Annotated in this window: 20 protein-coding genes; 16 read left to right on the top strand and 4 right to left on the bottom strand. The window is 71.9% G+C overall.

The window, feature by feature from the left end:
- Positions 1–242: 242 nt before the first annotated feature.
- Positions 243–1,409, top strand: a complete 1,167-nt coding sequence (locus tag FREUN1FDRAFT_RS19060) for an ABC transporter substrate-binding protein (RefSeq protein ID WP_232295281.1) — start codon at positions 243–245, stop codon at positions 1,407–1,409.
- 178 nt (positions 1,410–1,587) lie between these two features.
- Here the strand turns inward: FREUN1FDRAFT_RS19060 and FREUN1FDRAFT_RS19055 are convergent, their stop codons facing one another.
- The 3 genes from FREUN1FDRAFT_RS19055 to FREUN1FDRAFT_RS19045 all read right to left on the bottom strand — a co-directional run bounded on the left by FREUN1FDRAFT_RS19055 (position 1,588) and on the right by FREUN1FDRAFT_RS19045 (position 5,702).
- Positions 1,588–2,661 carry a YncE family protein gene (locus FREUN1FDRAFT_RS19055; protein ID WP_006541773.1) on the bottom strand — a complete coding sequence of 358 codons (1,074 nt, stop codon included), beginning with the start codon at positions 2,659–2,661 and terminating at the stop codon, positions 1,588–1,590.
- Positions 2,662–2,889: 228 nt separating this feature from the next.
- Positions 2,890–4,419, bottom strand: coding sequence for a class I adenylate-forming enzyme family protein (locus FREUN1FDRAFT_RS19050; RefSeq protein WP_006541772.1), 1,530 nt, complete (start codon positions 4,417–4,419; stop codon positions 2,890–2,892).
- Positions 4,416–5,702: an amidohydrolase family protein gene (locus FREUN1FDRAFT_RS19045; protein WP_006541771.1), complete on the bottom strand. Its 1,287-nt coding sequence runs from the start codon at positions 5,700–5,702 to the stop codon at positions 4,416–4,418. The genes FREUN1FDRAFT_RS19050 and FREUN1FDRAFT_RS19045 overlap by 4 nt, the downstream gene beginning before the upstream one ends.
- A gap of 169 nt (positions 5,703–5,871) precedes the next feature.
- Between FREUN1FDRAFT_RS19045 and FREUN1FDRAFT_RS19040 the strand changes: the two genes are divergently transcribed.
- The 12 genes from FREUN1FDRAFT_RS19040 (at position 5,872) to FREUN1FDRAFT_RS18985 (ending at position 18,700) form a co-directional block, all read left to right on the top strand.
- Positions 5,872–8,100, top strand: coding sequence for an acetate--CoA ligase family protein (locus FREUN1FDRAFT_RS19040; RefSeq protein ID WP_006541770.1), 2,229 nt, complete (start codon positions 5,872–5,874; stop codon positions 8,098–8,100).
- A gap of 98 nt (positions 8,101–8,198) precedes the next feature.
- Positions 8,199–8,627, top strand: coding sequence for a MaoC/PaaZ C-terminal domain-containing protein (locus tag FREUN1FDRAFT_RS19035; protein WP_006541769.1), 429 nt, complete (start codon positions 8,199–8,201; stop codon positions 8,625–8,627).
- Positions 8,624–9,031, top strand: a complete 408-nt coding sequence (locus FREUN1FDRAFT_RS19030) for a Zn-ribbon domain-containing OB-fold protein (RefSeq protein WP_006541768.1) — start codon at positions 8,624–8,626, stop codon at positions 9,029–9,031. The genes FREUN1FDRAFT_RS19035 and FREUN1FDRAFT_RS19030 overlap by 4 nt, the downstream gene beginning before the upstream one ends.
- 37 nt (positions 9,032–9,068) lie before the next feature.
- Positions 9,069–9,557 carry a MaoC family dehydratase N-terminal domain-containing protein gene (locus FREUN1FDRAFT_RS19025; protein WP_006541767.1) on the top strand — a complete coding sequence of 163 codons (489 nt, stop codon included), beginning with the start codon at positions 9,069–9,071 and terminating at the stop codon, positions 9,555–9,557.
- A gap of 95 nt (positions 9,558–9,652) precedes the next feature.
- Positions 9,653–11,038 carry an ABC transporter substrate-binding protein gene (locus tag FREUN1FDRAFT_RS19020; RefSeq protein ID WP_006541766.1) on the top strand — a complete coding sequence of 462 codons (1,386 nt, stop codon included), beginning with the start codon at positions 9,653–9,655 and terminating at the stop codon, positions 11,036–11,038.
- Between the two features lie 100 nt (positions 11,039–11,138).
- Positions 11,139–11,828 carry a TetR/AcrR family transcriptional regulator gene (locus tag FREUN1FDRAFT_RS19015; protein WP_006541765.1) on the top strand — a complete coding sequence of 230 codons (690 nt, stop codon included), beginning with the start codon at positions 11,139–11,141 and terminating at the stop codon, positions 11,826–11,828.
- Positions 11,829–12,058: 230 nt separating this feature from the next.
- Complete coding sequence (locus FREUN1FDRAFT_RS19010; RefSeq protein ID WP_006541764.1) at positions 12,059–13,420, top strand: MaoC family dehydratase N-terminal domain-containing protein; 1,362 nt, start codon at positions 12,059–12,061, stop codon at positions 13,418–13,420.
- On the top strand, positions 13,417–14,250 hold the full coding sequence (locus FREUN1FDRAFT_RS19005; protein ID WP_006541763.1) for an enoyl-CoA hydratase/isomerase family protein: 834 nt from the start codon (positions 13,417–13,419) through the stop codon (positions 14,248–14,250). Before FREUN1FDRAFT_RS19010 ends, FREUN1FDRAFT_RS19005 begins: the two co-directional genes overlap by 4 nt.
- Positions 14,251–14,327: 77 nt before the next feature.
- Positions 14,328–15,734: an acyl-CoA dehydrogenase family protein gene (locus FREUN1FDRAFT_RS19000; protein WP_006541762.1), complete on the top strand. Its 1,407-nt coding sequence runs from the start codon at positions 14,328–14,330 to the stop codon at positions 15,732–15,734.
- Positions 15,735–15,737: 3 nt separating this feature from the next.
- Entirely contained in the window at positions 15,738–16,556 is an 819-nt protein-coding gene (locus FREUN1FDRAFT_RS18995; protein ID WP_006541761.1) for an enoyl-CoA hydratase/isomerase family protein, read from the top strand.
- A complete protein-coding gene (locus tag FREUN1FDRAFT_RS18990; protein ID WP_006541760.1) occupies positions 16,553–17,380 on the top strand; it encodes an enoyl-CoA hydratase/isomerase family protein in 828 nt (275 codons plus the stop codon). Before FREUN1FDRAFT_RS18995 ends, FREUN1FDRAFT_RS18990 begins: the two co-directional genes overlap by 4 nt.
- A gap of 105 nt (positions 17,381–17,485) precedes the next feature.
- Entirely contained in the window at positions 17,486–18,700 is a 1,215-nt protein-coding gene (locus tag FREUN1FDRAFT_RS18985) for an acetyl-CoA C-acetyltransferase (protein WP_006541759.1), read from the top strand.
- Positions 18,701–18,894: 194 nt separating this feature from the next.
- On the opposite strand, the gene FREUN1FDRAFT_RS18980 is transcribed toward FREUN1FDRAFT_RS18985, so the two are convergent.
- Positions 18,895–20,040: an acyl-CoA dehydrogenase family protein gene (locus tag FREUN1FDRAFT_RS18980; protein WP_006541758.1), complete on the bottom strand. Its 1,146-nt coding sequence runs from the start codon at positions 20,038–20,040 to the stop codon at positions 18,895–18,897.
- A 155-nt stretch (positions 20,041–20,195) separates the two neighbouring features.
- Between FREUN1FDRAFT_RS18980 and FREUN1FDRAFT_RS18975 the strand changes: the two genes are divergently transcribed.
- The 3 genes from FREUN1FDRAFT_RS18975 to FREUN1FDRAFT_RS18965 all read left to right on the top strand — a co-directional run bounded on the left by FREUN1FDRAFT_RS18975 (position 20,196) and on the right by FREUN1FDRAFT_RS18965 (position 23,455).
- On the top strand, positions 20,196–20,939 hold the full coding sequence (locus FREUN1FDRAFT_RS18975) for an NIPSNAP family protein (RefSeq protein ID WP_006541757.1): 744 nt from the start codon (positions 20,196–20,198) through the stop codon (positions 20,937–20,939).
- 134 nt (positions 20,940–21,073) lie between these two features.
- Positions 21,074–22,498, top strand: coding sequence for a thiamine pyrophosphate protein central region (locus FREUN1FDRAFT_RS39930; protein ID WP_006541756.1), 1,425 nt, complete (start codon positions 21,074–21,076; stop codon positions 22,496–22,498).
- A gap of 324 nt (positions 22,499–22,822) precedes the next feature.
- Positions 22,823–23,455, top strand: a complete 633-nt coding sequence (locus tag FREUN1FDRAFT_RS18965; RefSeq protein ID WP_006541755.1) for a GntR family transcriptional regulator — start codon at positions 22,823–22,825, stop codon at positions 23,453–23,455.
- The last annotated feature ends 78 nt before the right edge of the window (positions 23,456–23,533 follow it).

Raw genomic sequence — 23,533 nt, 5'->3', positions numbered from 1 at the left:
CATCGCATGATGTCATCACTTGAAGACATGTGTGAAGGGGTTGCGCCGGCAACCCTCTCGCCGAGGCTTGCCGCAGAGGTGGGACAATCGTTCTACTCTGTTTCACCATGGGACGTGTGGAGTGAATTGGTGTGAGTCGATCTTCGCGTCAGGGCGTCCCTCCCGACGGGTCGTCGCTCCCGCCGCGCGGTGCGTGGGTACGGGATCGACGGGCGCGGCGAATTTCGCTGGGGTTGGCCACCGTGCTCGTCCTCGCCGGCGCGGTGGGATGTTCGGGGTCCGGATCAGGCGGCGTCGAGGCGAACGCCTGCACCAGTCCCGGTGTGACCAGCACCCAGGTGCGGCTCGGGCTCGTCCTGTCCGATTCCGGCCCGTCGGGCGACGTCTTCTCGCCGGCCCGGTCCGGGGTGGAGGCGAGGCTGGGCCTGGCCAACGCCGAGGGCGGCGTGCACGGCCGTCAGGTCGTCTACGAGTGGCGCGACGACGAGGACCTGCAGAGCCGCAACGCGCTGGTGACCAGGGAGCTCGTCGGGTCGAGACAGGTGATCGGCCTGGTGACCGTCACCACGGCACTCGAGGAGTCGACGGACGCGCTCACCGAGCAGGAAGTGCCCGTCGTGGGCCTGCCCGGGAGCCCGGACTGGGCCCAGCACCCGAACATGTTCTCCTACGCCTACGACGCGTCACCGGTGACCATCGGGCGTTACATCCAGGCCAGCTCAGGGAGGAAGGTCGCCATCGTGCTCTCCGGGATCGCGGGCAACACCACCGGAGCCGCCGATCGCTACTCCCAGGCGCTGCAGTCGGTGGGACTGAAGGTGGTCGGAGCGGTCTCCTACGCACGCCTGGCCGACAGCCCCGCGCAGATCGCCCACAGGATCGCCGCCCTGGGCGCGGACTCCATCGTCGGCCTGACCACGGCGGAGGACCTCGCCGAGATCCTGCCGGCCATCCGAACCACCATGCCACGCCTCGTGGTCACCGTCGCGTTGAGCGGGTACGACCATGCGCGGCTGGCCAGGTTGGGGCCGGCGCTCGCCGGCGTGTCGTTTCCCGTCTACTTCCGGCCGTTCGAGGCCGGCGGTCCCGCCATCGACCGCTATCGCGAGGCGATGAGCCGCTTCGCTCCGCAGGCCGTCCGGGCCGAGCAGGAGTACTCGATGAACGCCTACATCTACACCGATCTGTTCCTGCAGGGGCTGGAGCGGGCCGGGGCCTGCCCGACGCGGGCCGGCGTCGTCAGCGCGCTGCGCGATCTCACCGGCTACGACGCCGGCGGCCTGGTCAGCCCGGTGGACCTGCGGAACAACTCCGACGTCCTGCTGGAGTGCTACGCGTTCGTGCAGGTGAATCCGACGGGCGACGCGTTCCAGCCCGTTCGGGAGCGGATGTGCGCCAACGGCGGATGACCGGCGTGCCTGTCCGGTGGGACCGTCGGTTTCACCTGGTGCTCGGCGACGCGCAGCTCGCAGCCCACTCCCGCGCGCAGCAGCCCGGGGACGATGACGGGCAGGGCGTCCGTGACCGCCTCGCCGGTGGGACACGTCGGATCTGGCTTCCGCTCCGCCCCGAAGGCCGGAGCGGAGGTCAGTTCTGGATCGCCAGGGCGGTGGGCGCGGTGCCGACGGGCACGGAGGCGACGGTCGCGCCGGTGTCGGGGTTGAGTACCTGCAGGGCGTCCGCGGTGTCGTTCAGGACGTAGAGACGCGGGGTGGCGAGGCCCTCGGAGATCGCGACATCTGTCAACGCGCCGTTGCCGAAGGCGCGCGCCACGGTGTTGGTGTCGGCGTCGATGGTGGCGAGACCGCCTGGCTGCAGAGTGATGCTGGCGACATAGACCCGCGGGTCGAATGGGTCGGTATCGATGGCCAGGCCTGCGGGGAAGGCGACGGCGCCGAGGTTGACGGTGGAGATGCCTGTTCTGGCGTCGAGGACCGTCACGGTTGACTCGCCCGAGTTCGCGACGTACACCCGTGGGCCGGGCAGGTCGTCGGTCGCGACCACGGCGTCCGGGAACAGGCCGACCGGGATCGTCGAAACGAGCGTGTTCTGGGTCAGATTGATGATCGAGAGGGTTCCCTCCTCGTAGTTGGTGACGTAGCCGAAGTGGTAGGTCCTGGCGTCCAGGATGGCGATGTCCATCGACGTCGCGTTGACCGGGATCGTGCCGACGACGGAGTTCGTCGTCGTGTCGATCACGGACACGAAGGGGTCCGTGTAGTTGGTGACGTAGGCACGCCTGAGATCGTTGGAGATCGCCACCCCGGTGGGCTGGCCGCCGACCTGGATGGTTCCGACAATGACGTCCCGGGTCGTGTCGATCACCGTGACGGTGCCCGTGTCAGGGCTGGTGACATAGGCCCGGGGAGTGGGTGAGCTGGTGGTGGCGATGTCGTACGGCGCGATGACGGGAATGGTGCCGACGACGGTGTTGGTGCCGGCGTCGACCACCGACACCTTGTATCCCGAACTGTCGACCACGTAGATCTTCGGGCTCCCCAGCGCCTCGGCCCGGCCGGGCGCGACGAGCGCGAGGAGCGCGAACGCCATCGCCGCGGCCGGGGCGGCCCGCAGGAGCCGTGCCCGTCGCTTCCATCCCCGCTCCCCGTGGCTGCTCTGCGCACGGCGAGGCGGGGCTGCGTTTCGCAGTTCCAGGGACATCGAGCCTCCGGTGCAGAAGCGACCTTCGCCGATCGCGGAGCCACCGGAGGTCGACGGGCGTCGACCGGCAGCGATCGGTGGAGACGGTAGCCCCGCAGCGGTCCGGATGGCCTGTTGGCCCGTCCTGCGCCGAAGTGGCCGGCGTGTTTCCGGAGCAGGCATACGGCACCCGCGCGGGTATTCCGTCAGGTCAGCCCGGAGATCCGCGTGGGACCGGGGCCTGTCGCCTCAGGCCGGATGGCCGGCGAGACGGAGCAGGTCGCCGGCTCTGACCTTGCCGACCTCGGTGCGGGGGAGCTCGTCGACCGCGACGAACCGGACGGGGACCTTGTACGGCAGGAGCCGCTCGCGAGCGGCGTCCCGCAGTGCGTCGGGGTCCACCACTGCCCCCGGCCGGGGCACGACGAAGGCCCAGGGCACCTCGCCGAGCCGGTCGTCGGGCACACCTACGACCGCGCAGTCGGCCACCTCGGGCACCAGCCGCAGCACCTCCTCCACCTCACCGGGGAAGACCTTCAGCCCACCACGGTTGATCATGTCGGAGACCCGGCCCTCGATCCAGATGAAGCCGTCCGGATCGATCCGGGCGATGTCACCGGTGCGGAACCAGCCGTCGGCGGTGAGCCGGTCGCCGAGCGCCGAGCCGTCGGCGTACCCGGCCGACACCGCGGGCGTGCGGACGTGCAGCTCGCCGGGCTCGTCGACGGGCAGCTCGGCGCCGTCCGCCCCGACGACCCGCGGGGTGACGCCGGCATGGGGGCGGCCGATCGAACCGAGCTTGGACTCGCCGAACTCGCGGGAGTCGGCGGCGTTCCAGCCGATGATCTCCCCGCCGATCTCGGTCTGGCCATAGCAGTTGAGCACCATGACGCCGAAGCGGTCCCGGAACATCCGGGCCCGCAGTGGGGAGAGCGGGGCGGTGATGCCCCGCACGTACCGCAACGGCGCCAGCGAGGTGATCGCCGGGTCGTCGGTCAACATGTTCATCGCCGCCGGCGGCAGCACCGTGGAGCGGATCCCGTGCCGGGCCACGGCCGTGGCGAAGGCCGCCGTCGTGAACGTCGGCATGATCACGGCCGGTGCGCCGACCCGGAACGCGAACAGCACGTTGTAGATGCCGGCCGACAGCGACATCGACGTCGGGATGAGGTTCGGCATCGGCGCCTTGCGCCGCGCGAGGTCGCCGGCCGCGGCGTCGCCGACCAGCTTGCGCAGCACCGGTTCCAGCAGCGCCAGGTAGCCGGAGTGCCGCAGCAGAACGGGCTTGGGCCGCCCGGTCGTGCCGGAGGTGAACTGGACGAGCGCGATGTCGGCGTCGTGGGCGGGCACGTCCGGGGCCTGGAGCGGGCCCGTCTCGTTGCGCCATTCGATCGTTGCGGTCGTCTCGTCGTCGACGGCCACGATCACCGGCCGGGTGGTGCCCTGGAGCCGCCCGGCCCAGGGCGCCAGGGTGACGACGGCCGCTGGCTGGACGGCATCCACCAGGTGGCCGATCTCCGTGTCGGAGCTGCGCGGGTTGAGCGGTACGTACACTGCCTCGGCCGACCACACGCCGAACATCGCGGCGACCACGTCGGCGGTGTTCGGCAGCATCACCGCGACCGGGTGGCCCGGTCGCACCCCGGCCGCGCGCAGGCGCTCGGCCAGCTCCTCCGCGCCGGCGCGCATCGCCGCCCGGGTGACCACCCGCTCCTCGACGAAGACCGCGGGAGTGGTGTCGTCGTCGGGCCGCGGTTCGAGCAGGTCGACCAGCCTCATGGGCGGGTACCGCCGGCGGCCTCGGGCCCGGGAATGGTCAGGCCGAGCAGCCCGGCCGCGTTCCCCCGCGAGATCTTGTGGATGTCGGTCGCCGACAGGTGGCCGAACTGGCTGGCCGCCGCCTCGCGGGACCGCGGCCAGGTGCCGTCCTGGTGCGGGTAGTCGGTCTCGAAGACCACGTTGTCGATGCCGATCCGGTCGATCAGACCGACCCCGACCGGGTCCTTGAAGAAGCAGCTGTAGACCTGCCGGCGGTAGTAGGTCGACGGCGGCTCGGGGCAGTTCTGCTGGCCGTGCGCCCAGCCGCGGTGGGTGAGCCAGACGTCGTCGGCGCGGTCGAGCACGTAGGGGATCCAGCCGATCTGCGCCTCGGCGTACATCAGCTTCAGGGTCGGGTGGCGGTGCAGCACCCCGGAGAACAGGAAGTCGACCAGGCTGGCCGCGCTGTTGCCGAACAGGATCGTGGCGGCGACGGCCTCGGGTGCGTCCGCCGACGTCTGCGGGGTCTTGGTGCCCGAGCCGATGTGCATCGACACGACCGTGCCGGTCTCGGCGCAGGCGGCGAAGAACGGGTCCCAGTACCGGGAGTGCAGGCTGGGCAGGTCCAGGTAGGCCGGCAGCTCACTGAACGCGACGGCACGCACCCCGCGGGCGGCGTTGCGGCGCACCTCGGCGACGGCCAGGTCGACGTCCCACAGCGGCACGATGCACAGCGGGATGAGCCGGCCGCCCGAGGTGCCGCACCATTCCTCGACCATCCAGTCGTTGTAGGCCTGGACGGACAGCAGTGCCAGCTCCTTGTCCTTGCCCCACAGGAACATCTGCCCGCAGAACCGCGGGTAGTTCGGGAAGCTGAGCTGTGCCTCGACCCCGTTGAGGTCCATGTCGGCCAGCCGGTCGGGAACCTTCCAGCAGCCGGGGCGCATCTCGTCGAAGGTGATGCCGTCCATGGTCACCTCGTCGGCCGGGACGCCGGCGGCCGCGATGTAGCGCTTGAGGCTGGTGTGGCGGCCCTCGTAGACCCACCAGGCGACGTCCGGGCCGTCGGTGCCGGGTGCCTCGATGTAGCTCGACCCGACCAGCTTCACCTCGCCGGCCGGTGCGTGGACGACGTGCGGGCCGGCCTCGCGGTAGCGCTGCGGAAGCCGGGAGCTCCACACGTCGGGGGGCTCGACCACATGTGCGTCCATGTCGATGAGCCGCGGGATCCGGGCCACCAACGTCTCGTCGACCGGCTCCTGGGCCGGTGCCTGCGTCAGGTCATGCGTCAATTGATCTGTCAAGATCGCCTCGCCATGTCGACCGGTTCGCCTGCTGCTGCCTGTGCCGGGCCGGCGAAACAAGGAATCGCCTCGGCTGCAGAGAGGATAATGTATATGATATCGATAGCCAACTGTCGCAGGTCAGACGGTCTGGCCGCAGCGTTCGAGTGCGGATTCGAGGAGGTCGGCCTTGCCGGAACCAGACGTGGACTCGGCCTCGCCCGCGGCGCCGGAGCGGGCGCCGGCACTGCGGCGGATCGACTGGTCGCGGCTGTTCTCGCCGCGGGTCGTCGCCGTCGTCGGCGCGACGGACACCGAGGGTAGCCCGCAGCGGGCCCAGTGGACCCAGGTTCGCGAGCGCCTCGGCGCGCTCGGCGCCGACGTCGTCCCGGTGCATCCGAAGAAGCCCGACATCCTCGGCGTGCGGGCCTATCCGTCCGTCGCCGAGCTGCCCGCGGACCCGGACGTGGTGGTCGTGCTCGTCCGTGACCCGCTGCCGGCCGTCGAGGAGGCGGTGGCCCGCGGGGCCGGCTTCGTCATCGTCTTCTCGGCCGGCTTCGCCGAGCTCGGCACCGCCGAGGGCGACGCGGCCGAGGCCCGGCTGCGTGAGCTGGCCGCGGGCTCCACCCGCATCATCGGCCCCAACACCAACCTGAACATCTTCGAGCCCTGGCAGCAGGGTTTACCTGGGCGGAAGCTCGCGATCATCACGCAGTCCGGCTACCAGGGGCGGCCGATCACCCAGGGCCAGGTGCTCGGGATCGGCATCGAGATGTGGGCGACCCTGGGCAACGAGACCGACATCGAATGGGCCGACGTCGCCGGCCATCTCGCCACCCGGCCCGGCGTCGGCGTGATCGCGACCTACGTCGAGGGCTTCCAGGACGGGCGGGCGTTCATGCTGGCCGCCGACGCCTGTGTGCGGGCCGGCATCCCCGTCATCGCCATCAAGGTCGGGCGCAGCGAGGAGGGCCGGGCCATGGCCGCCGCCCACACCGGCCACCTGACCGGGCCGGACGCCGTGCACGACGCCGTGTTCGACCAGTACGGCGTGATCCGGGTCGACGACATCGACGAGGTCATCGAGATCTCCGGCCTGTTCTGCCACGCCGGCCTGCTCCCGGGGGCCGGTGGGGTCGCGGTCTACGCGATGTCCGGCGGCACGGCGTCGCACGTCGCGGACCTGTGCGGCCTGGCAGGCGTGCCGGTGCCGCACTTCACGCCCGAGACGGTCGCCGCCCTCGGCGAGTACATCCCCTGGTACCTCAAGCGCGACAACCCCGTCGACTCCGGCGGTGTGATCACCGCGCGCCCGGAGAACCGCCGAGTGCTCGAGATCATGCTCGACGACCCGAACGTGGACGTGCTGTTCGCGCCGATCACCGGCGTGTTCCCGGGCATGAGCGACGCGCTCGCCCGCGACCTGATCGCGCTGCACGAGCGCGCGCAGGCCGGGGAGGGCAAGCCGGTGGTCGCCGCCTGGACGTCGCCGATCCGCGACGACGACGCGTACCGCGCGCTGTGCGCGGCCGGTGTGCCGCTGTTCCACTCGTTCGGCGCCGCGGTGCGCGGGCTCGGCGAGCTCGGGCGGTTCTCCCGGCTCGTCCGCGAGTACCGCAGTCCGTTCGCCCCCGGGGCCGAGACCGGAACCGGGGCGGAGACCGAGGCCGATGCTGAGGCTGAGGCTGAGGCCGGTGTGCCGCGGCCGTCCGCGGGGGCCACCACGCGGGCGCGGGCGCTGCTGGCGACCCGCTCCGGCGCGCTCAACGAGGTCGACTCCAAGCAGTTGCTGGCGGCCTACGGCATCCCGGTGGTGGCGGAGCGGCTCACCACCTCACCGGACGAGGCGGTCGCGACCGCGACGGAGCTGGGCTTCCCGGTCGTGCTGAAGATCGCCTCCGCCGACATCGCCCACAAGTCCGACCTGGGCCTGGTGGCCGTGGGTGTCCGGGACGCGGCGGACGTGCGGGCGGCCTACGCCCGGCTGACGTCCACCGCCCGCACGGCGGCCCCGGACGCCCGGATCGACGGGGTCGTCGTCGCCGAGATGGTGACCGACGCGGTCGCCGAGGTGATTCTGGGCCTGTCGCACCAGCCGCCGTTCGGCCCGACGATCACCTTCGGGCTCGGTGGTGTGTTCACCGAGGTGTTCGCCGATGTCGCGTTCGCCGTGCCGCCGTTCGACGCGGACCGGGCCCGGGCGGTCATCGAGTCCACCCGGGGTGTGCGGCTGCTGCGCGGCGCCCGCGGCCGCCCGGCTGGTGACATCGACGCGCTCGTCGAGACGATCATGCGTCTGCAGGTCCTCGCCGTCGACGTCGGCGACCAGATCGCCGAGCTCGACATCAACCCGGTCATGGTGCGGCCGGCCGGCCGGGGTGTCGTCGCGGTCGACGCGCTCGTGATCCCGCGCCGGTAGCCGGCCGGTCCGCCAGACTGTATTTACTATCCAATCTTTCGCTCGTCGGACCGGGCCTGATCCGTGCCGGGGCCGGTGGAGCGCCGTCAGGAGAGCACATGGACGAAGGTGGAGTCTTCTTCGAGGATCTCGGGGAGGGCGAGCAGGCGCCGGCGCGCAGCCATCGGCTCACCCGCACCGACCTGGTGCGGTACGCGGGTGCGTCGCACGACTTCAACCCGATGCACCACGACGAGGTCAAGGCCCAGGCCGCGGGCATGCGCTCGGTGTTCGCCCACGGGATGTTCACCGCCGGGTTCCTCGCCACCGCGCTCACCGACTTCGTCGGCATCGGCAACCTGCGCGGCTACAAGGTTCGCTTCACCGAGCAGGCCTGGCCGGACGACACCCTGACCACCGAGATCACGGTGCGCGGCAAGGACGAGGCGACCCACCTCGTCGAGCTCGACTGCCGGGTGGTCACCGAGAAGGGCGCCGTCGTCCTCACCGGCTCGGCGGTCGCGGCACCGCGACGGCGGTCGGCATGAGCGGCGGCGCACGGTACGACCTGCCGACGATCGAGGCGGAGACCGCGCCCTGGTGGGAGGCGGCGCGCCGCGGCGAGCTGCTGGTGCGCCGGTGCGGCGGCTGCGGGCGGGCGCACCTGTACCCGCGGCCGTTCTGCCCGACCTGCTGGAGCGAGGACGTCAGCTGGGAGCGGGCCGCCGGCACCGCGACGCTCTACACCTGGTCGCAGGTGCACGCCAACGACCTGCCGCCCTTCCGGGACCGGGTTCCCTACCTCGCCGCCGTCGTCGACCTCGACGAGGGACCGCGGATGGAGACCACCGTCGTCGGCGTGACCGAGGCCGACCTGACCATCGGCATGCGGCTCGAGGTCGACTTCTCCGACGTCGGCGAGGTGACCCTGCCGGTGTTCCGGCCCGCCTGAACCGTGCCGAGTCTCGCCTTCCCCGGGAGTTCTGATCATGAGTGCACCTGATGTGACCGGCCGCGAGCTGCGGCCGGCGACGGTCGTGGTGGAGCGCGGGCAGGTGGCCGCGTTCGCCACCGCGGTCACCGAAACCTCGCCCGTCTACCAGCGCCCGGACGCGGCGGCCGAGGCCGGCTTCGCCGGCATTCCCGCGCCGCCCACGTTCACCTTCGCCGCCCGCCTGCTCGCGGCGTACCAGGAGCTGAGCCCGGAGCAGCCGCCGGGCGCGGTGGATCTCGCCGAGCTGATCGGCGAGCTGCGCGCGGGTGGTGGGCTGATCCTGCACGCGGAGCAGGAGTTCACCTACCACGCGCCGGTTCTCGTCGGTGCCGTCCTGACCCTCACCGGCGTGGTCGAGGACGTCCAGGTGAAGACCGGTCGCGACGACCGGCGCCGGACGTTCGTCCGGGTCCGTTCGGAGTTCCGCGACGAGGCCGGCGGGCTCGTCGTGACCGAGGTGATGACCTTGCTACATCGGTCCTGACCTGCTCGTATGTCGACCTTGGGTCGGTCGGAGCCCGGTTCGGTTGTGAAGATCTGGTCCGTCCACGCGGGCCTGAGGAATAGGGAGTCACGCTGATGAGCGAGGAAGAGCCCGTGCAGTACGCGCACCGGATGTTCCCGGCGCCGATCGACCACGGGATCGCCCGGCCCGACCGGGCCGTGTCGACGGTGGAGCGCGGGACGGACGCGGTCACCTACAACGACCCGCAGGGCCGCTGGTACGAGGGCGGTGGCCAGGTCGGGGAGAAGGCGGTCGAGTCGATCGTCGTGTACCCGCCGACCCGCGGCGTGGTCGGCCAGGGCGACCCGTTCGAGCCCGTCAAGATCGGCATCCTGGTCGACATGGATCTCGGCCAGTTACTGTCGGACTGGATCGACTCGACGATCCTGGCGATCGAGGACGCGCTGAACGAGGGTGTCTACGACCGGCCGGTCGAGATCATCACGGTCGACGCGCGCGGGCTGCCGCGGGAGAACTACCGCAAGGTCCGGCAGGGCTACCTGAAGCTGGTCGAGCTCGGCTGTGTCGTGGTGCTCGGCCCGATGATCTCCGACAACTCGCTGAACCTGCAGGACGTCGTCAATGCCACCGGCGTGGCCTGCATCGGCTGGACCGGCAGCGTGAAGTTCGCGGGGGACTACTGCTTCACGGTCGCCAACGGGGACATCCCGACCGAGTCCGTGATGGGCGCCAACTGGTGCGCGCAGCAGGGGTACACCAAGGTCGGGTTCTTCTGGGAGAAGGGCTCCTCCGGGGACCACTACTCGGACTACTTCCGGCTCGCCGCGCAGAACGTCGGCGTGGAGATCGTCAAGGAGGTCAGCCTCGGGCCGAACCCGCGCGGCTTCCAGGAGAAGCTGGCGACGATGCGTGAGCAGGGCGCCGAGGCGATCGTCTACATGGGCTACGGCTACTCGACGTTCCACTTCGCGGCCGCGTTCAAGGCCCTGGACTGGGATCCGCCCCGCTTCATGGGCACCGCGTTCATGTTCTACTCCAACTCCAACGCCTGGGCGGAGGGCCTGGAGGGCTGGCACGGCGTCGACCAGCTCGGTGAGGACGGCGCGAACCCGAACTACGAGGCGATGGTCCGGCGGTTCGAAGCGAGGTTCGGGCGGGTGACCCGCAACGTCGTCGTCGCGCTGGGCTACGACACGGCCCGCGCCGGTATCCACGGCATCGCGAACGCGGTGATCCCCATCCCGAGCGAGGTCCGGCTCGGCCTCGAGAAGATCAAGTGGATGCCGTGCACGAACGGCGGCCCGGGCGCCTACATCACGTTCGCGCCGTACGACCACCGTGGCTACAAGGGTGACTTCCTGACGATCCGTGAGCTGCGTGGTGGCGAGCTGCACTTCCGCGGCTACTACCGGCCGCAGTGGCCGTCGAACACCCACTCGCCGTTGCTGACCGCCGAGCCGAAGCCCGCCGACCCGGCTGACGCGGCGGCGGCCGAGTAACGCCGGCCGAGCAGTGGCGGCCGGCCGAGCGACGCCGGCCAAGCAGCGCAGGCTGATGCGGCGCCGCGCGATAGGCTCGACGGAGCCTGGGAGGAGACGGGTGGAACCCGCGTACGAGACCGAGTCCAAGACCGAGACCCAGGCCGCCGCCGGCGCACGGCGCGCGCCCTGGTCCGGCCGTGCGCCCGGTCCCGTCGACCACTCCGCGTCGCCGGCGGACCGGTCCGTCCCGGCCCGGGAGAAGATTCTCGATGCCACGGCGGCGTGTATCCGCCGCCGTGGCGTCGAGCGGACGTCGATCAGCGCGGTCGCGACGATCGCGGGGGTGTCCCGCCCGACTGTCTACGCCTACTTCGACACCCGCGAGGCACTGGTCTCGGCGGCACTGGGCCGGCTCGGCGCACAGATCGCCGAGCGGGTCGCCGTCACCGCACGCGGTCGTGCCACGACGGCGGGCGAGTTCGCGGTCGAGGCGCTGGTCGCCGTCCGCCGGGAGTTCCGCGCGGAGCCGGCGCTGCGGCCGATCATGGGTATCGGCCCGGCCTGGGACGCCACCGACGCGCTGTCCGTGGAGGCGCTGGCGATCGCCAGGCCGATCATCGCGCCGGTGGTGGACTACGACCCCCGGCTCGAGCGGCATCTGGACGAGATCGTGGAAACGATCGTGCGCTGGCTGCTGTCCCTGCTCATGTACGACAGCAGCCGGACCGCGTCGGAGCCGGTGCTGCGCGACTATCTGCGGCGGGCCGTGGTGCCTGTCATCGAGTCCATGGCGGCCGCCGGGGGCTGACCCGGGCGTGCCCGGCCTTGCCGGCGGGGCCGCCGCGGTGGGCCGCCGCTTGTTCGGATCGTCGCGCAACGCGGAGCCTTGATATATACAATATCCATCATCCTTGGATGGCTGCCGGGCGGCGCTCGGCCCGTTCCCGCCGTGCCGGTCCCGGTGACCGGCTGGTACCGGCGGGTGAGCCGGCGATCCGACGAACGGAGGCAGCCCAGGTGAGTGCGAGGTCTTGGCAGATGGCGACCAGTCCCAGCCCCGAATCCGAGCCCCAGGCCGAGCCCCAGGGCGAGCCCCGGGCCGACGCCGAGGCCGACGCCGCAACCGGTGCGGCGCCGGCGGAGCCGGCACCGCGGCGCCCGCGCGGGGTGATCACCGACGAGGGTGTCGCCCGCCTGCGCGCGCGTATCGGTGTGCCCGAGCCGAACCCGAGGCCGCCGCACTACCGCCTGCCCGGCGCGGACGCCTTCCGGCATGTCGCGACCGCCTACGGCGACGACAACCCCCTCTACGCCGAGGAGGACTACGCGGCCGGCACCCGCTGGCAGGGCCTGATCGCCCCGCCGCCCCTGGTCGGCGGGGACACGCTGATCGGTGAGGACGAGGTCGTCGAGGTGCCCGCCGACCAGCGCGACCTGATGAAGGGCGACCCGCTGCGCGGCGTCCACGCCTTCTACTCCGCCAGTGTGCGTGAATGGTGGGCTCCGCTGCGGCCCGGCAGCCGGGTGCGCCGGCGCAACGCCCTGGTCGGCGTGCACGACAAGGTCAGCGAGTTCGCCGGGCGGGCCATCCACGAGTGGACCGGTCAGGTCTTCGCCGACGCCGCGGGCGGGCCGCTGTCGGGGCAGTACAAGATGATGATCCGTACCGAGCGCTCGAAGGCCCGCGCGCGTGGCAAGTACACCGCGATCGAGCCGGCGCCGTACACCGACGCCCAGATCGCCGAGATCGAGCAGGCCGCGGCCGCCGAGACCCGCCGCGGGGCGCTGGCGCGCTACTGGGAGGACGTCGCCGTCGGGGACGAGCTCGGCCCCATGGTGAAGGGCCCGCTCACCGTCACCGACATCGTCTGCTGGCACGTCGGCATGGGCATGGGCCTCTACGGGGTGGTTCCGCTGCGGCTCGCGGTGGCGAACCGCAAGCGCATCCCGGGCTTCTACCATCGCGACGAGCTGAACATCCCCGACGTGCTGCAGCGCGTCCACTGGGATCCCGAGTACGCCCGGCGCTCCGGCAACCCGACCACCTTCGACTACGGCCGGATGCGCGAGACCTGGCTCATCCACCTGTGCACGGACTGGATGGGCGACGACGCATGGCTGTGGAAGCTGCGCTGCGAGTTCCGGGCGTTCAACTACGTCGGCGACACCCAGTGGCTGCGCGGGACGGTGACCCGGCGCTATCTCGCCGAGGGTGACCGCCCCGCCGTCGACGTCGAGCTGACCGCGACGAACCAGCGCGGCGCCGTGACCACCCCGGGGTCGGCGACCATCCTGCTGCCCAGCCGTGAGCGCGGGCCGGTGGTCCTGCCCGACCCGCCCGGTGGCGCCACCACCCTCACCGAGACGCTCGACGCCATCATCGACCGGTTCGCCGAATGAGCGGCACCGCCGGCGGGCTGGAGGTCAGCGCCGAGGGCGGGGTGCTGCGTCTGCGGCTGAACCGGCCGGACAAGCGCAACGCGATCGACGACGCCATGATGCGCCAGCTCATCGACGAGATCGAGGCGGCCGGCCAGGACGAATCCGTGCGGGTGATCGTGCTGTCCGGCGCCGGGGAGCACTTCTGCGGCGGCGCGGACATCATCGCCCGCAACGCGAAGCCCAGCGCCAGCGCCAACGGCAACGGCGGTGCGGCGGTCCGGCCGCGGGCGGGCAGCATCCAGCGGCGGCTGCCGACCACCGCCCACCGGCTCATCCCGCTGGTCCAGACGGTGCAGACGCCGGTCGTCTGCGCCGTGCGGGGCTGGGCCGCCGGGATCGGCCTGGCCCTCGCCTGCGCCGCGGACATCACCGTGACCACGGCCGACGCCACCTTCTGGGCGCCGTTCGCGGATCGTGGCTTCACCCCGGACAGCGGCCTGAGCTGGCTGCTGCAACGCCGCGTCGGGGAGGTCCGGGCCCGGCGGATGCTGCTGCTCGGCGAGAAGGTCACCGGCGCGGACGCGGCGCGGTGGGGCCTGGTCGACCGGGCCGTCCCGGCCACCGAGCTGGACGGCGCCGTCGAGGAGATCGTGGCCGAGCTTGCGGGAGCCGCGACGGTCGCGGTCGGGCTCACCAAGTGGCTGCTGGCCGCCGGTGCCACCGCCGAGCTGGACGACCAGCTGCGCAACGAGGCGTTCGCGCTGGAGCTGTCATCGCGCAGCGAGGACTTCCGGGAGGGGCTCGGCGCCTTCCGGGAGAAGCGGCGCCCGCGCTTCAGCGGCCGCTAGGCACCGGACCAGACCCGAGCACCTGAGCACCTGAGCACCCGAGCACCCGAGCATTTCCGATGGTGAAGGAGCACGAGATGGTGGAGGGCCCGCGGACGTCCACGGGCGCGGGCGGGCGGCTGGAGCTCCCGCCGTCGCCGGACGCGGAGCAGGTCCGCGCCGCCGTCCAGGCGTGGGTGGCCGAGCATGTCCCGGCCGCCTGGCAGGAGGCCGGGCGCCGCGGCGGCGCCGCGGCGATCCGACTGGTGCGCTCGCGGGACGAGTACGAGCGGTGGTACCCGGTGTTCGGCCGGTCCGGGCTGGTCGTGCCGACCTGGGAGCCGGCCTACGGCGGGCTGGGCCTGGCGCCCGACCTCGCCCGCGTCGTCGACGCGGAGCTGCGTCCGTTCAACCTGGGCCGGCTCAACCCGCTCGGCCTGTCGAACGCGGCACCGGCCCTGTTCGCGCACGGCACCGAGGAGCAGCGGCTGCGCTTCCTGCCGCCGATCGTGCGCAACGAGGAGTTCTGGTGCCAGCTGTTCTCCGAGCCCGGCGCCGGCTCCGACCTCGCGTCGCTTGCGACCAGGGCGGTCCGCGAGGGTGACTCGTGGATCATCACCGGCCAGAAGGTCTGGACGACCTGGGGCTTCCGCGCCGACTACGGCGTGCTGCTGGCCCGCACCGATCCGGACGTCCCCAAGCGGGCCGGGATCACCTACTTCCTGCTGGACATGCACCAGCCGGGGGTGGACGTCCGCCCGCTGCGGCACATCACCGGCGAGGTCGACTTCTGCGAGGTCTTCCTGGACGAGGCCGTCGTTCCCGACAGCCAGCGGATCGGCCGGGTCGGCGACGGCTGGCGGGTGGCGGGCGCGACGCTGTCCGGTGAGCGGCAGATGGTGTCGGGCGCGGGGTCGGGCGGCGTGGATCGCATCGGCGGCTCGGGTATCGCCAGCCTGATCCGCCTGGCCCGCCGGGTCAGCGCGCAGGGACTGCCAGGTGGCTGGGACGACCCGGTGACGCGCCAGGAGATCGTGAAGCTCTACACCGAGGAACGGATCCGGGGCTGGACGAACGAGCGGGTGCGCCAGCGGCTGCGGGCCGGCCTGCCGCCGGGGGCGGAGAGCTCGATCGGCAAGGTCCAGCAGGGCACGCTCAACCAGCGCATGCAGGCACTCGCCGTCGAGATCCTCGGGGCGTCCGGCGCGGCCTGGGAGAGCCCGGTGGCCGACGCCGGCCAGACGGCGTCCGCCGGCACCGCCGCCCATGCCGACAACGGCGCCGGAGCTGGTGCTGGCGCTGGCACCGCTGCCGATGCGGTCGCCGCCCGGTACGCGGAGTCGCTCATCCACGAGGTGCGGGGCATGCTCCGCAGCCGCGCGAACACCATCGAGGGAGGCACCACCGAGGTGAACAAGAACATCCTCGCCGAGCGTGTGCTCGGCCTGCCCCGCGAGCCCGACCCGTACCAGGGCAAGCCCTGGCGCGACGTCCCCCGGAGCTGACGGGTGTCGTCGGGGCTGCTGGTGGAGCGGCACGGGCCGGTGGGCTGGCTCGTGTTCGACCGGCCCGAGGTCGGCAACGCCATGGACGCCGCCATGCTCTCGGCGCTGCCGGCGGCCTGGGCCGAGCTGGATGCGGATCCGGCGGTCCGGGTCATCGTCAACACCGGCGCCGGTGAGCGGTTCCAGACCGGACTCGACGTGGTCCAGCTGAGCCGTGACCCGGCGGCGCTGCGGGAGCACTCGCGCCAGACCCGCCGAGCGGAGCTGAAGATCACCGCGTGGCACACGAAGGTCGCGAAGCCCGTCATCGCCGCGGTGAACGGGCTGTGCGCCGGCGGCGGTCTGCACTTCGTCGCCGACGCCGACATCGTCATCGCCGCCGCCGACGCCGAGTTCACCGACCCGCATGTGTCGGTCGGGCAGGCGACGGCGTTCGAGGGGATCGCGCTGAGCCGGCGGATGGCCGCGGAGACGATCGCCCGGATGGCGCTGGCCGGCCGGCACGAGCGGGTCGGTGCCGCCCGCGCCTACCAGCTCGGCATGATCAGCGAGATCGTCGATCCGCCCGAACGGCTGCGGGAGCGGGCGCAGGAGCTCGCCGAGACCATCGCCCGCAACTCGCCCGCCGCGATGGCGGCGACCAAACGGGCGCTGTGGGGCGCGCTGGAGTCCGGCCTGTCCGACGCCTGCGTCACCGGCGCGGCCGAGCTGATGGGCATGTGGGGCCATCCCGACCAGCTGGAAGGCCCAGCGGCCTTCGCCGAGCGACGTGAGCCGCGGTGGGCCGAGCCCGGACCGCCCGTGAGAGAGGCACATCGGTGAGCTATTCGTCCTACGAGACCCTGATTGTGGAGCGCCGGGGACCGGTCGGCTGGTTGATCAACAACCGGCCGCGCCAGCTGAACGCGATGAGCAGCCGGATGCGGGACGAGTTCGCCACGGCGTGGACCGAGCTCGACGCCGACCCGGCGGTCAAGGTGATCGTCCACACCGGTGAGGGACGGGCGTTCCAGACCGGCGTGGACATGACCGAGCTCGCCACCGACGGGCTGGGCATGGAGCGCTACCGCGAGTCCGTGGAGAAGCTGGACCTGCACTTCACCGCCTGGCACCAGAAGGTGCGCAAGCCGGTGATCGCCGCCGTGAACGGCCTGTGCGCCGGGGGTGGGTTCCACTTCGTGGCGGACGCCGACATCGTGCTGGCGTCGTCCGACGCGCAGTTCTTCGACCCGCACGTGTCAGCCGGCCAGGTGGTGGCGTTCGAGAACATCGCGCTGCTGCGCAAGATGCCGTTCGAGCCGGTGATGCGGATGGCGCTGGTCGGGCGGTTCGAGCGGATGTCGGCGCAGCGGGCCTACGAGCTCGGCATGGTCAGCGAGCTCGTCGAGCCGGAACGGCTGCGGGAGCGGGCCGGTGAGCTGGCCGAGACCATCGCGCGTAACTCGCCCGCCGCGATGGCGGCGACGAAACGGGCACTGTGGGGCGCGCTGGAGAGCGGCCTGACCGACGCCTGCCGCAACGGCGCCGACGAGCTGGTCTCCGTATGGGGGCATCCTGACCAGACGGAGGGCCCGCAGGCCTTCGTGGAGAAGCGCGAGCCGCGCTGGGTGGAACTCGCGCCGCAGACCCCGCCCGTGGGTGAATAGCCCGGACGGCCCGCGAACGCGCCCCCGGGCGCGGGCATACGGGCGGGCAGGTCAGCGGAATGGACGGCGGATGGACGGCGGCGTGAGTGATCGGGATGGTGTGTGATGCGTGAAGCGGTGATCTGCGAGCCGGTCCGAACCGCGGTCGGCCGCTACGGCGGGGCGCTGCAGCCGCTGAATGCGCACGCGCTCGGCGCGGCGGTCGTGCGCGGGCTGCTGGAGCGGACGGGTCTGGGCTCGGCGGACGTCGACGACGTGGTGTTCGGCTCCTGCTACCCGACGATGGAGGCCCCGGCACTGGGTCGTGTCGTCGCGCTGGACGCCGGCCTGGACATCACCGTCCCCGGCCTGCAGCTCGACCGCAGATGCGGATCGGGGGTCCAGGCGATGGCCCTGGCCGCGATGCAGGTGCAGACCGGCGTCGCCGAGGTGGTCATCGCCGGCGGCGCGGAGAGCATGAGCAACGCGGCCTTCTACTCCACCGAGCTGCGGTGGGGCGCGCGCGGCGGCAACCTGACCCTGCACGACGCGCTCGCCCGCGGGCGGGTCACCGCCGGTGGCGAGAACCACCCGGTACCCGGCGGGATGATCGAGACGGCGGAGAACCTGCGGCGCGAGTACGGGATCCCGCGTGCCGAGCAGGACGAGTTCGCCTTGCGCTCGCACCAGCGGGCCGTTGCCGCGCAGGCCGCGGGCCGGTTCGCCGAGGAGATCATCCCCGTCTCCGTGCCGAAGCGCGGCGGAGCGACGGTGGTGGACACCGACGAGCATCCTCGCGCGGACACCACCCTCGAGTCACTCGCCCGGCTGCGGCCGGTGATGGGCCGCACCGACCCGGAGTCGACCGTCACCGCCGGGAACTCCAGCGGGCAGAACGACGGGGCGTCGGCGTGTGTGGTGACGCATCCGGAGGCGGCGCAGCGGCTTGGGCTGCGTCCGCTGGCCCGCCTGGTGAGCTGGGCCGTCGCCGGCGTGGAACCGTCGCGGATGGGCATCGGACCGGTGCCGGCGACCGCCAGGGCGCTGGAGCGCGCCGGCCTGAAGCTCTCGGACATCGATCTGATCGAGCTGAACGAGGCCTTCGCGGCGCAGGTGCTGGCCTGCACCCGCGAGTGGGGGTTCGGCGCCGCGGACTGGGACCGTTTCAACGTGAACGGCTCCGGGATCTCGCTCGGCCACCCGGTCGCCGCGACCGGCGGGCGGATCCTCGCGACGCTGCTGCACGAGATGCACCGCCGGGAGGTCCGGTACGGGCTGGAAACCCTGTGCATCGGCGGCGGGCAGGGCATCACCGCGATCTTCGAGCGCATCCCCGCCTAGCCGCCGCCTAGCCGCCGTCTGGCGCGTCGGGTCGCCGCTGCCGCCGAGCAAGATCTGCGGATCCTGGTTGCTGGAACGACCCAGATCCTCAGATCTTCGGGGTCGCCCTGCCGGGATCAGGGGTTGCGCCGCGTTGGTGGAGCGTGAGCTTCACCAACGCGGCGGCGTGCCGTCCGCTCACACGGGGAGTCTGCTCACTCGGGGATGAGCTGGGCGACCCGCTCCCGGTGGTAGGTCGGGTCCCCGAACATCAACCGCGCACTGGACGCCCGCTTGAAGTACAGGTGGGCCGGGTGCTCCCAGGTGAAACCGATACCCCCGTGGATCTGGATGTTCTCCGACGCGGCGTGCAGGTGGGCTTCCGTGCAGTAGGCGGCCGCGAGGCTCGCCAGCAGCGGCAGCTCCGGGTCGTCGGTCGCGGCGGCCGCCGCGGCCGCGTAGGCGGCCGAACGGGCCGACTCGACCTCGATCAGGACGTCCGCGCACTTGTGCTTGATCGACTGGAAGGAGCCGACGGGCCGGCCGAACTGGAACCGGGAGCGGGCGTAGTCCACCGCCATGTCCAGGGCCCGGGCCGCGCCGCCGACCTGCTCCGCCGCGAGCGCGACCAGAACACGCTGGTAGGTGCCCTCGACCGCGGCCCACCCGGCTCCCTCGGCGCCGATCAGCCGGGCCTCGACTCCGTCCAGGTCGATTCGGGCCTGCTTCCGGGTCTGGTCGAGGGTCGCCAGCGGGGTGCGCCGCGACCCACCGGCTGTGCCGGCGGTCGTGCCGTCGACGGCGAACAGGCCGACACCGCGGTCGGTGCGCGCGGCGACGAGGATCAGGTCCGCGGCGCAGCCGTCGAGCACGAACATCTTGGTGCCGTCGAGGCGCCAGCCGGCACCGCCATCACCGGCACCGTCACCGGTGCGGGTCGCGCGGGTCTGGACGGAGGCCTCCTCCCAGCGCCCGTCGCGCTCGGCGACGGCGAGGGTGGCCACGGTCTGGCCGGAGGCGATCGCGGGCAGCAGGTCCGCGCTGGCCGCGGCGTCCCCGACGAGCAGGATCGCCTGGCCCGCCGCGACGGTGGCCAGGAACGGGCCGCCGTACAGGACCCGGCCCATCTCCTCGAACACCACCGCCAGTTCGGTGAAGCCGTGGTCGGCGCCGCCGTACTCCTCCGGAATGGCGAGCCCGAGCAGGCCGAGCTGCTCGGCCAGGACCGACCACGCGGTGCGGTCGAATTCCCCGGTGGCCCCCAGGTACGCCCGGACCGCGCTCTCCCCGGTGGTGTCGTCGAGGAACGACCGGACCGCCGAGCGTAGTTCTTCGAGTTCCGTGCTGAACGACGAGGTCATCGAACCTCCCGAATGTTCGGTGTCGCCGGACGGCCAAGGTGGCCGATGGTTATCACGAAAACGGTACTAGCCATCAGAACACGACACCAGTTATTCTGTCGGAACCGTCTGATGCATGCTTTGGCCCCGTTCGGGAGGCCGGGAGGGCGTGATCCGTGAATACCAAGGTCTACACGCACGAGTTCATTGATATCAAGGGTACGAACCGGGCCCGCTACGTCCACCACATGACGGCGAACTGGAGCCCGATCGCGCAGGAGGAGCGTAATCAGCTCTGCTACGGGGTCTGGGGCGTCGTCGGCACGACGGGGCGGTGGCCGCAGGTCGTGAACCTGTGGGAGGAGGACGGCTTCGACGGGCTGGCCGCCGGCCTGCAGCATGAGACCTCCAGCGCCACGTTCCAGGACCCGAAGCTCGAGAAATGGTGGCTGGAGGCGGCCGAGTACCGCAGCGGCGGATTCGACCGGATCCTCGTTCCGGCCCCCTGGACCCGCACCATTTCCGAGCTCTGTGCCGACGGTGTGCGCGGCGATCTGTACGCGCATGAAATGATCAGGGTGCCGCGGGGTACTGCACCGGAATTCCTCTCCGTGGTCGCGGAGGAGGCGATTCCGCGTTATACCGAACATGGGTGGCAGCTGGTCGGTGCATTCCACACGGCCATGGCGGATGACGCCGAATGCGTGCTGCTCTGGGCTATTCCGAGCTGGGCGGCGTGGGCCGACCTCGAAAAGGCCACGCTGGACCGGAGCTCGGGCGCGGGCCGATGGCACCGCCGGCTGCTGGATGCCAGCGAGTCGCGACACAGGTTCCTCATGCGGGATGCTCCGCTGTCACCGCTGCGGATCGGCCGGCAGCCGAGCCGGGCGGATCGGGAGGAAGGGTGGCAGGATCTGTGACGTCCTGTTGATCGTGGTTCCTCCCCTGGCTGGAGTTCGCCGGTGCCCCCGGCGCCTGCCCGGCGTCCCGGACTGGGTGTGCCGTCGGCACTGATTTTGTATAAATTATCCTAGCAGCGATCGGTGGAGGTGGCATGGCACTGATGGATCTGCTCGCACGGCTGGGTGTCGGTGTCCTGGCCTGCACGCCTGGCGGGCCGTCGCTCGGGGGCGGCGGTGTGGTCGCATGCCTGGATGCTTCCGATCTGCCGAGCGCGCTGCTCGTCGCGGAGGCCGAGGGCACGATGGGCGGCGGCCTCGGGGCGGTGCTCGACGGCGACGTGCTCACCCTGGTGTCGCGCCCCGTCACGGCGCCGGCGCGGCTCACGCCGGTCTCCTCACCGGCGGACGTCGCCGCCGAGGTCGCCGAGGCCCGCCGGCGAGGCCTGGGCGTGATCGCCGTCCGGCTCGGATTCGACCCGGCCGCCTCACGCCAGCCGGTCGTACCATCCGCAGGGGCCGTACTACCCGCGTCGGCCGCGTCATCCGCGACGGGCGGCGCGCCCGCGGACCAGCCCGGCTTGCCGCGGCTGTGGGTCGACCCCAGTCTCGCGGCCCGTTTCCCGGCCGGTGCGGGCGCCGTCACCTCCGCCGACGCGAGCGCTGCCCCGCCAGTCGATCTCATCCTCGCGGGCCGGGGCGTGATCCGGTCCGGTGCCGTCGAGCAGTTGCGGGCCTTCGCCGAGCGCACCGGCCTGGGTGTGCTGAACACCTTCACGGCCAAAGGCCTGTTCCGCTGGGACAGCCCCTTCCATCTGGGGACCGGTGGCCTGCAGGAACTCGACCTGGCGCTCGCCGGCGCCAGCGGGTCCGGGCTCGTCGTCGCCGTGGGGCTCGACGCCGACGAGTGGCCGACAGCCCTGCTGCGGGCCGCGGGGGTGCGGCCGGATCAGATCCTCGAGCTGGCACCGGAGGAGCTGGTGGGCGCCCCGGCCGCGCTGCGCCCGCGGGGCGGGGTCGGCGTCCAGGCCGGCGGGGAGCGCCCGCGGCTCTACCGGGAGCTGGCCGCGGTCGTGCAGCCGCTCTACCAGCAGACCGCCGCGCCGCTGAACCCCGCGCGGGCCGCCGCCGACATCGCCGAGATGCTGCCGGACGGCGCCGCCGTGTGGACGCAGCCCGGCCATGCGGCGCTCTGGGTGGCCCGGGCGCTGCCGACGACCCGGCTCGGCAGTGTCCGGGTGCCGCCGGTCGGCTCGGCGGGCGTGGCGCTGGCCGGTGCGCTCGGCGCGGCGTCCCGGCCGGGCGGGGCCGCCGTAGCCGTGGTCGACGCCCTGCCCACGACCGGAGTGACCGGCACACTGCTTGACCGGGCGGCTGGTGCCCCAGGAACGATCGTGGTCGAGATCTGGGGTGATGACGGCGATCTGCGCTCGGCGCAGGAACACCGTGATCGGCTCGCGGCGGCGCTGGCGAAGCCCGGCGTGCATGTGATCGAGGTTCCGGTCGACTTCTCGGCGACCGCGGAGCTGGTTGGTGTGGCCGGTCCACCGCTCGCCTGGCCCGACCGGTTACCCGGGTGACCGGCCCGGCCTCGGGTCCTTCCGCCCTGTCCCGCTCCACCGGATCTGCCGGTGTCCGTCCGTGCCTCAGCTTTGTCTTCGACCGGTGCGGAACGGCGCTGACCAGCGCGGGCCTGGCTCGGTGCGGTGCGTAGGTTGGATACGATTGACAGGCTGTCTCAGTCTTGTGCTGGGCGGCGTGGAGAGATCCGGTGCCTGGCGTCAGCGCCGGATGATGAGAAGGAGCCCCCGATACCTGCCCATGGTCGAGTCCCGTCGGCGCCTGTCGCGGAACCTGTGTCCGGCCGCCGCCCGGCGATTGATCGCCGCAGCAGCGGTGCCCAGGTGGCGGAGCACATCCGCAACCTGATTTTCTCGGGCGTGCTGCGCCAGGGTGATCACGTGCGCCAGGACGAGATCGCCGAGGAGCTCGGCGTGAGCCGGATTCCGGTGCGGGAGGCGATCATCGTCCTCGACCGTGAGGGCTGGGTGACCAACGAGCTGCACCGCGGCGCCTTCGTGCACGGTCTGGACGAGAACTCGGTCCGTGACCACTACGGCATCCTCGGCATGCTTTACGGGTTCGCGGCGGCGCGTGCGACCGAGCGTGGCGATGACGAGGGCATCGGCCGGTTGCGGACGGCGGAGCGCGCGCTGCACGCGGCGACCGACCCGGAGGTGGTGCTCGACGCGAACGAGGTGTTTCTCCGGCAGATCTTCGCACTGGCGGCCTCGTCCCGGCTCAAGGCGATGAGCCGCCTGATGGTCGGCATCGTGCCGGGGAACTTCTTCGCGCTCGTCCCGGGCACGATCACGCCGCAGAAGAAGGGGATCTCCACTGTCTACCGGGCGGTGAAGGCGCGGGACGGCGCGAGCGCCGAAGCGGCGTTCGTCGCGTTGCTCGAACAGCACGGAGAACGTGTCGTCACCATGCTGAGGACCCGTAACATCCTCTGGGCCCCCGACAGCACGCCGTAGCGTTCCCTCGACCGCAGCCGTGCTCGGCCGCGCGAACGGCCGTGGCCACCGACCCGGCGCTCACTGAGCCTCTCCGCG

Source organism: Parafrankia sp. EUN1f (assembly GCF_000177675.1).
GTDB lineage: Bacteria > Actinomycetota > Actinomycetes > Frankiales > Frankiaceae > Parafrankia.
This window is presented reverse-complemented; position numbering and strand designations above follow the sequence as displayed.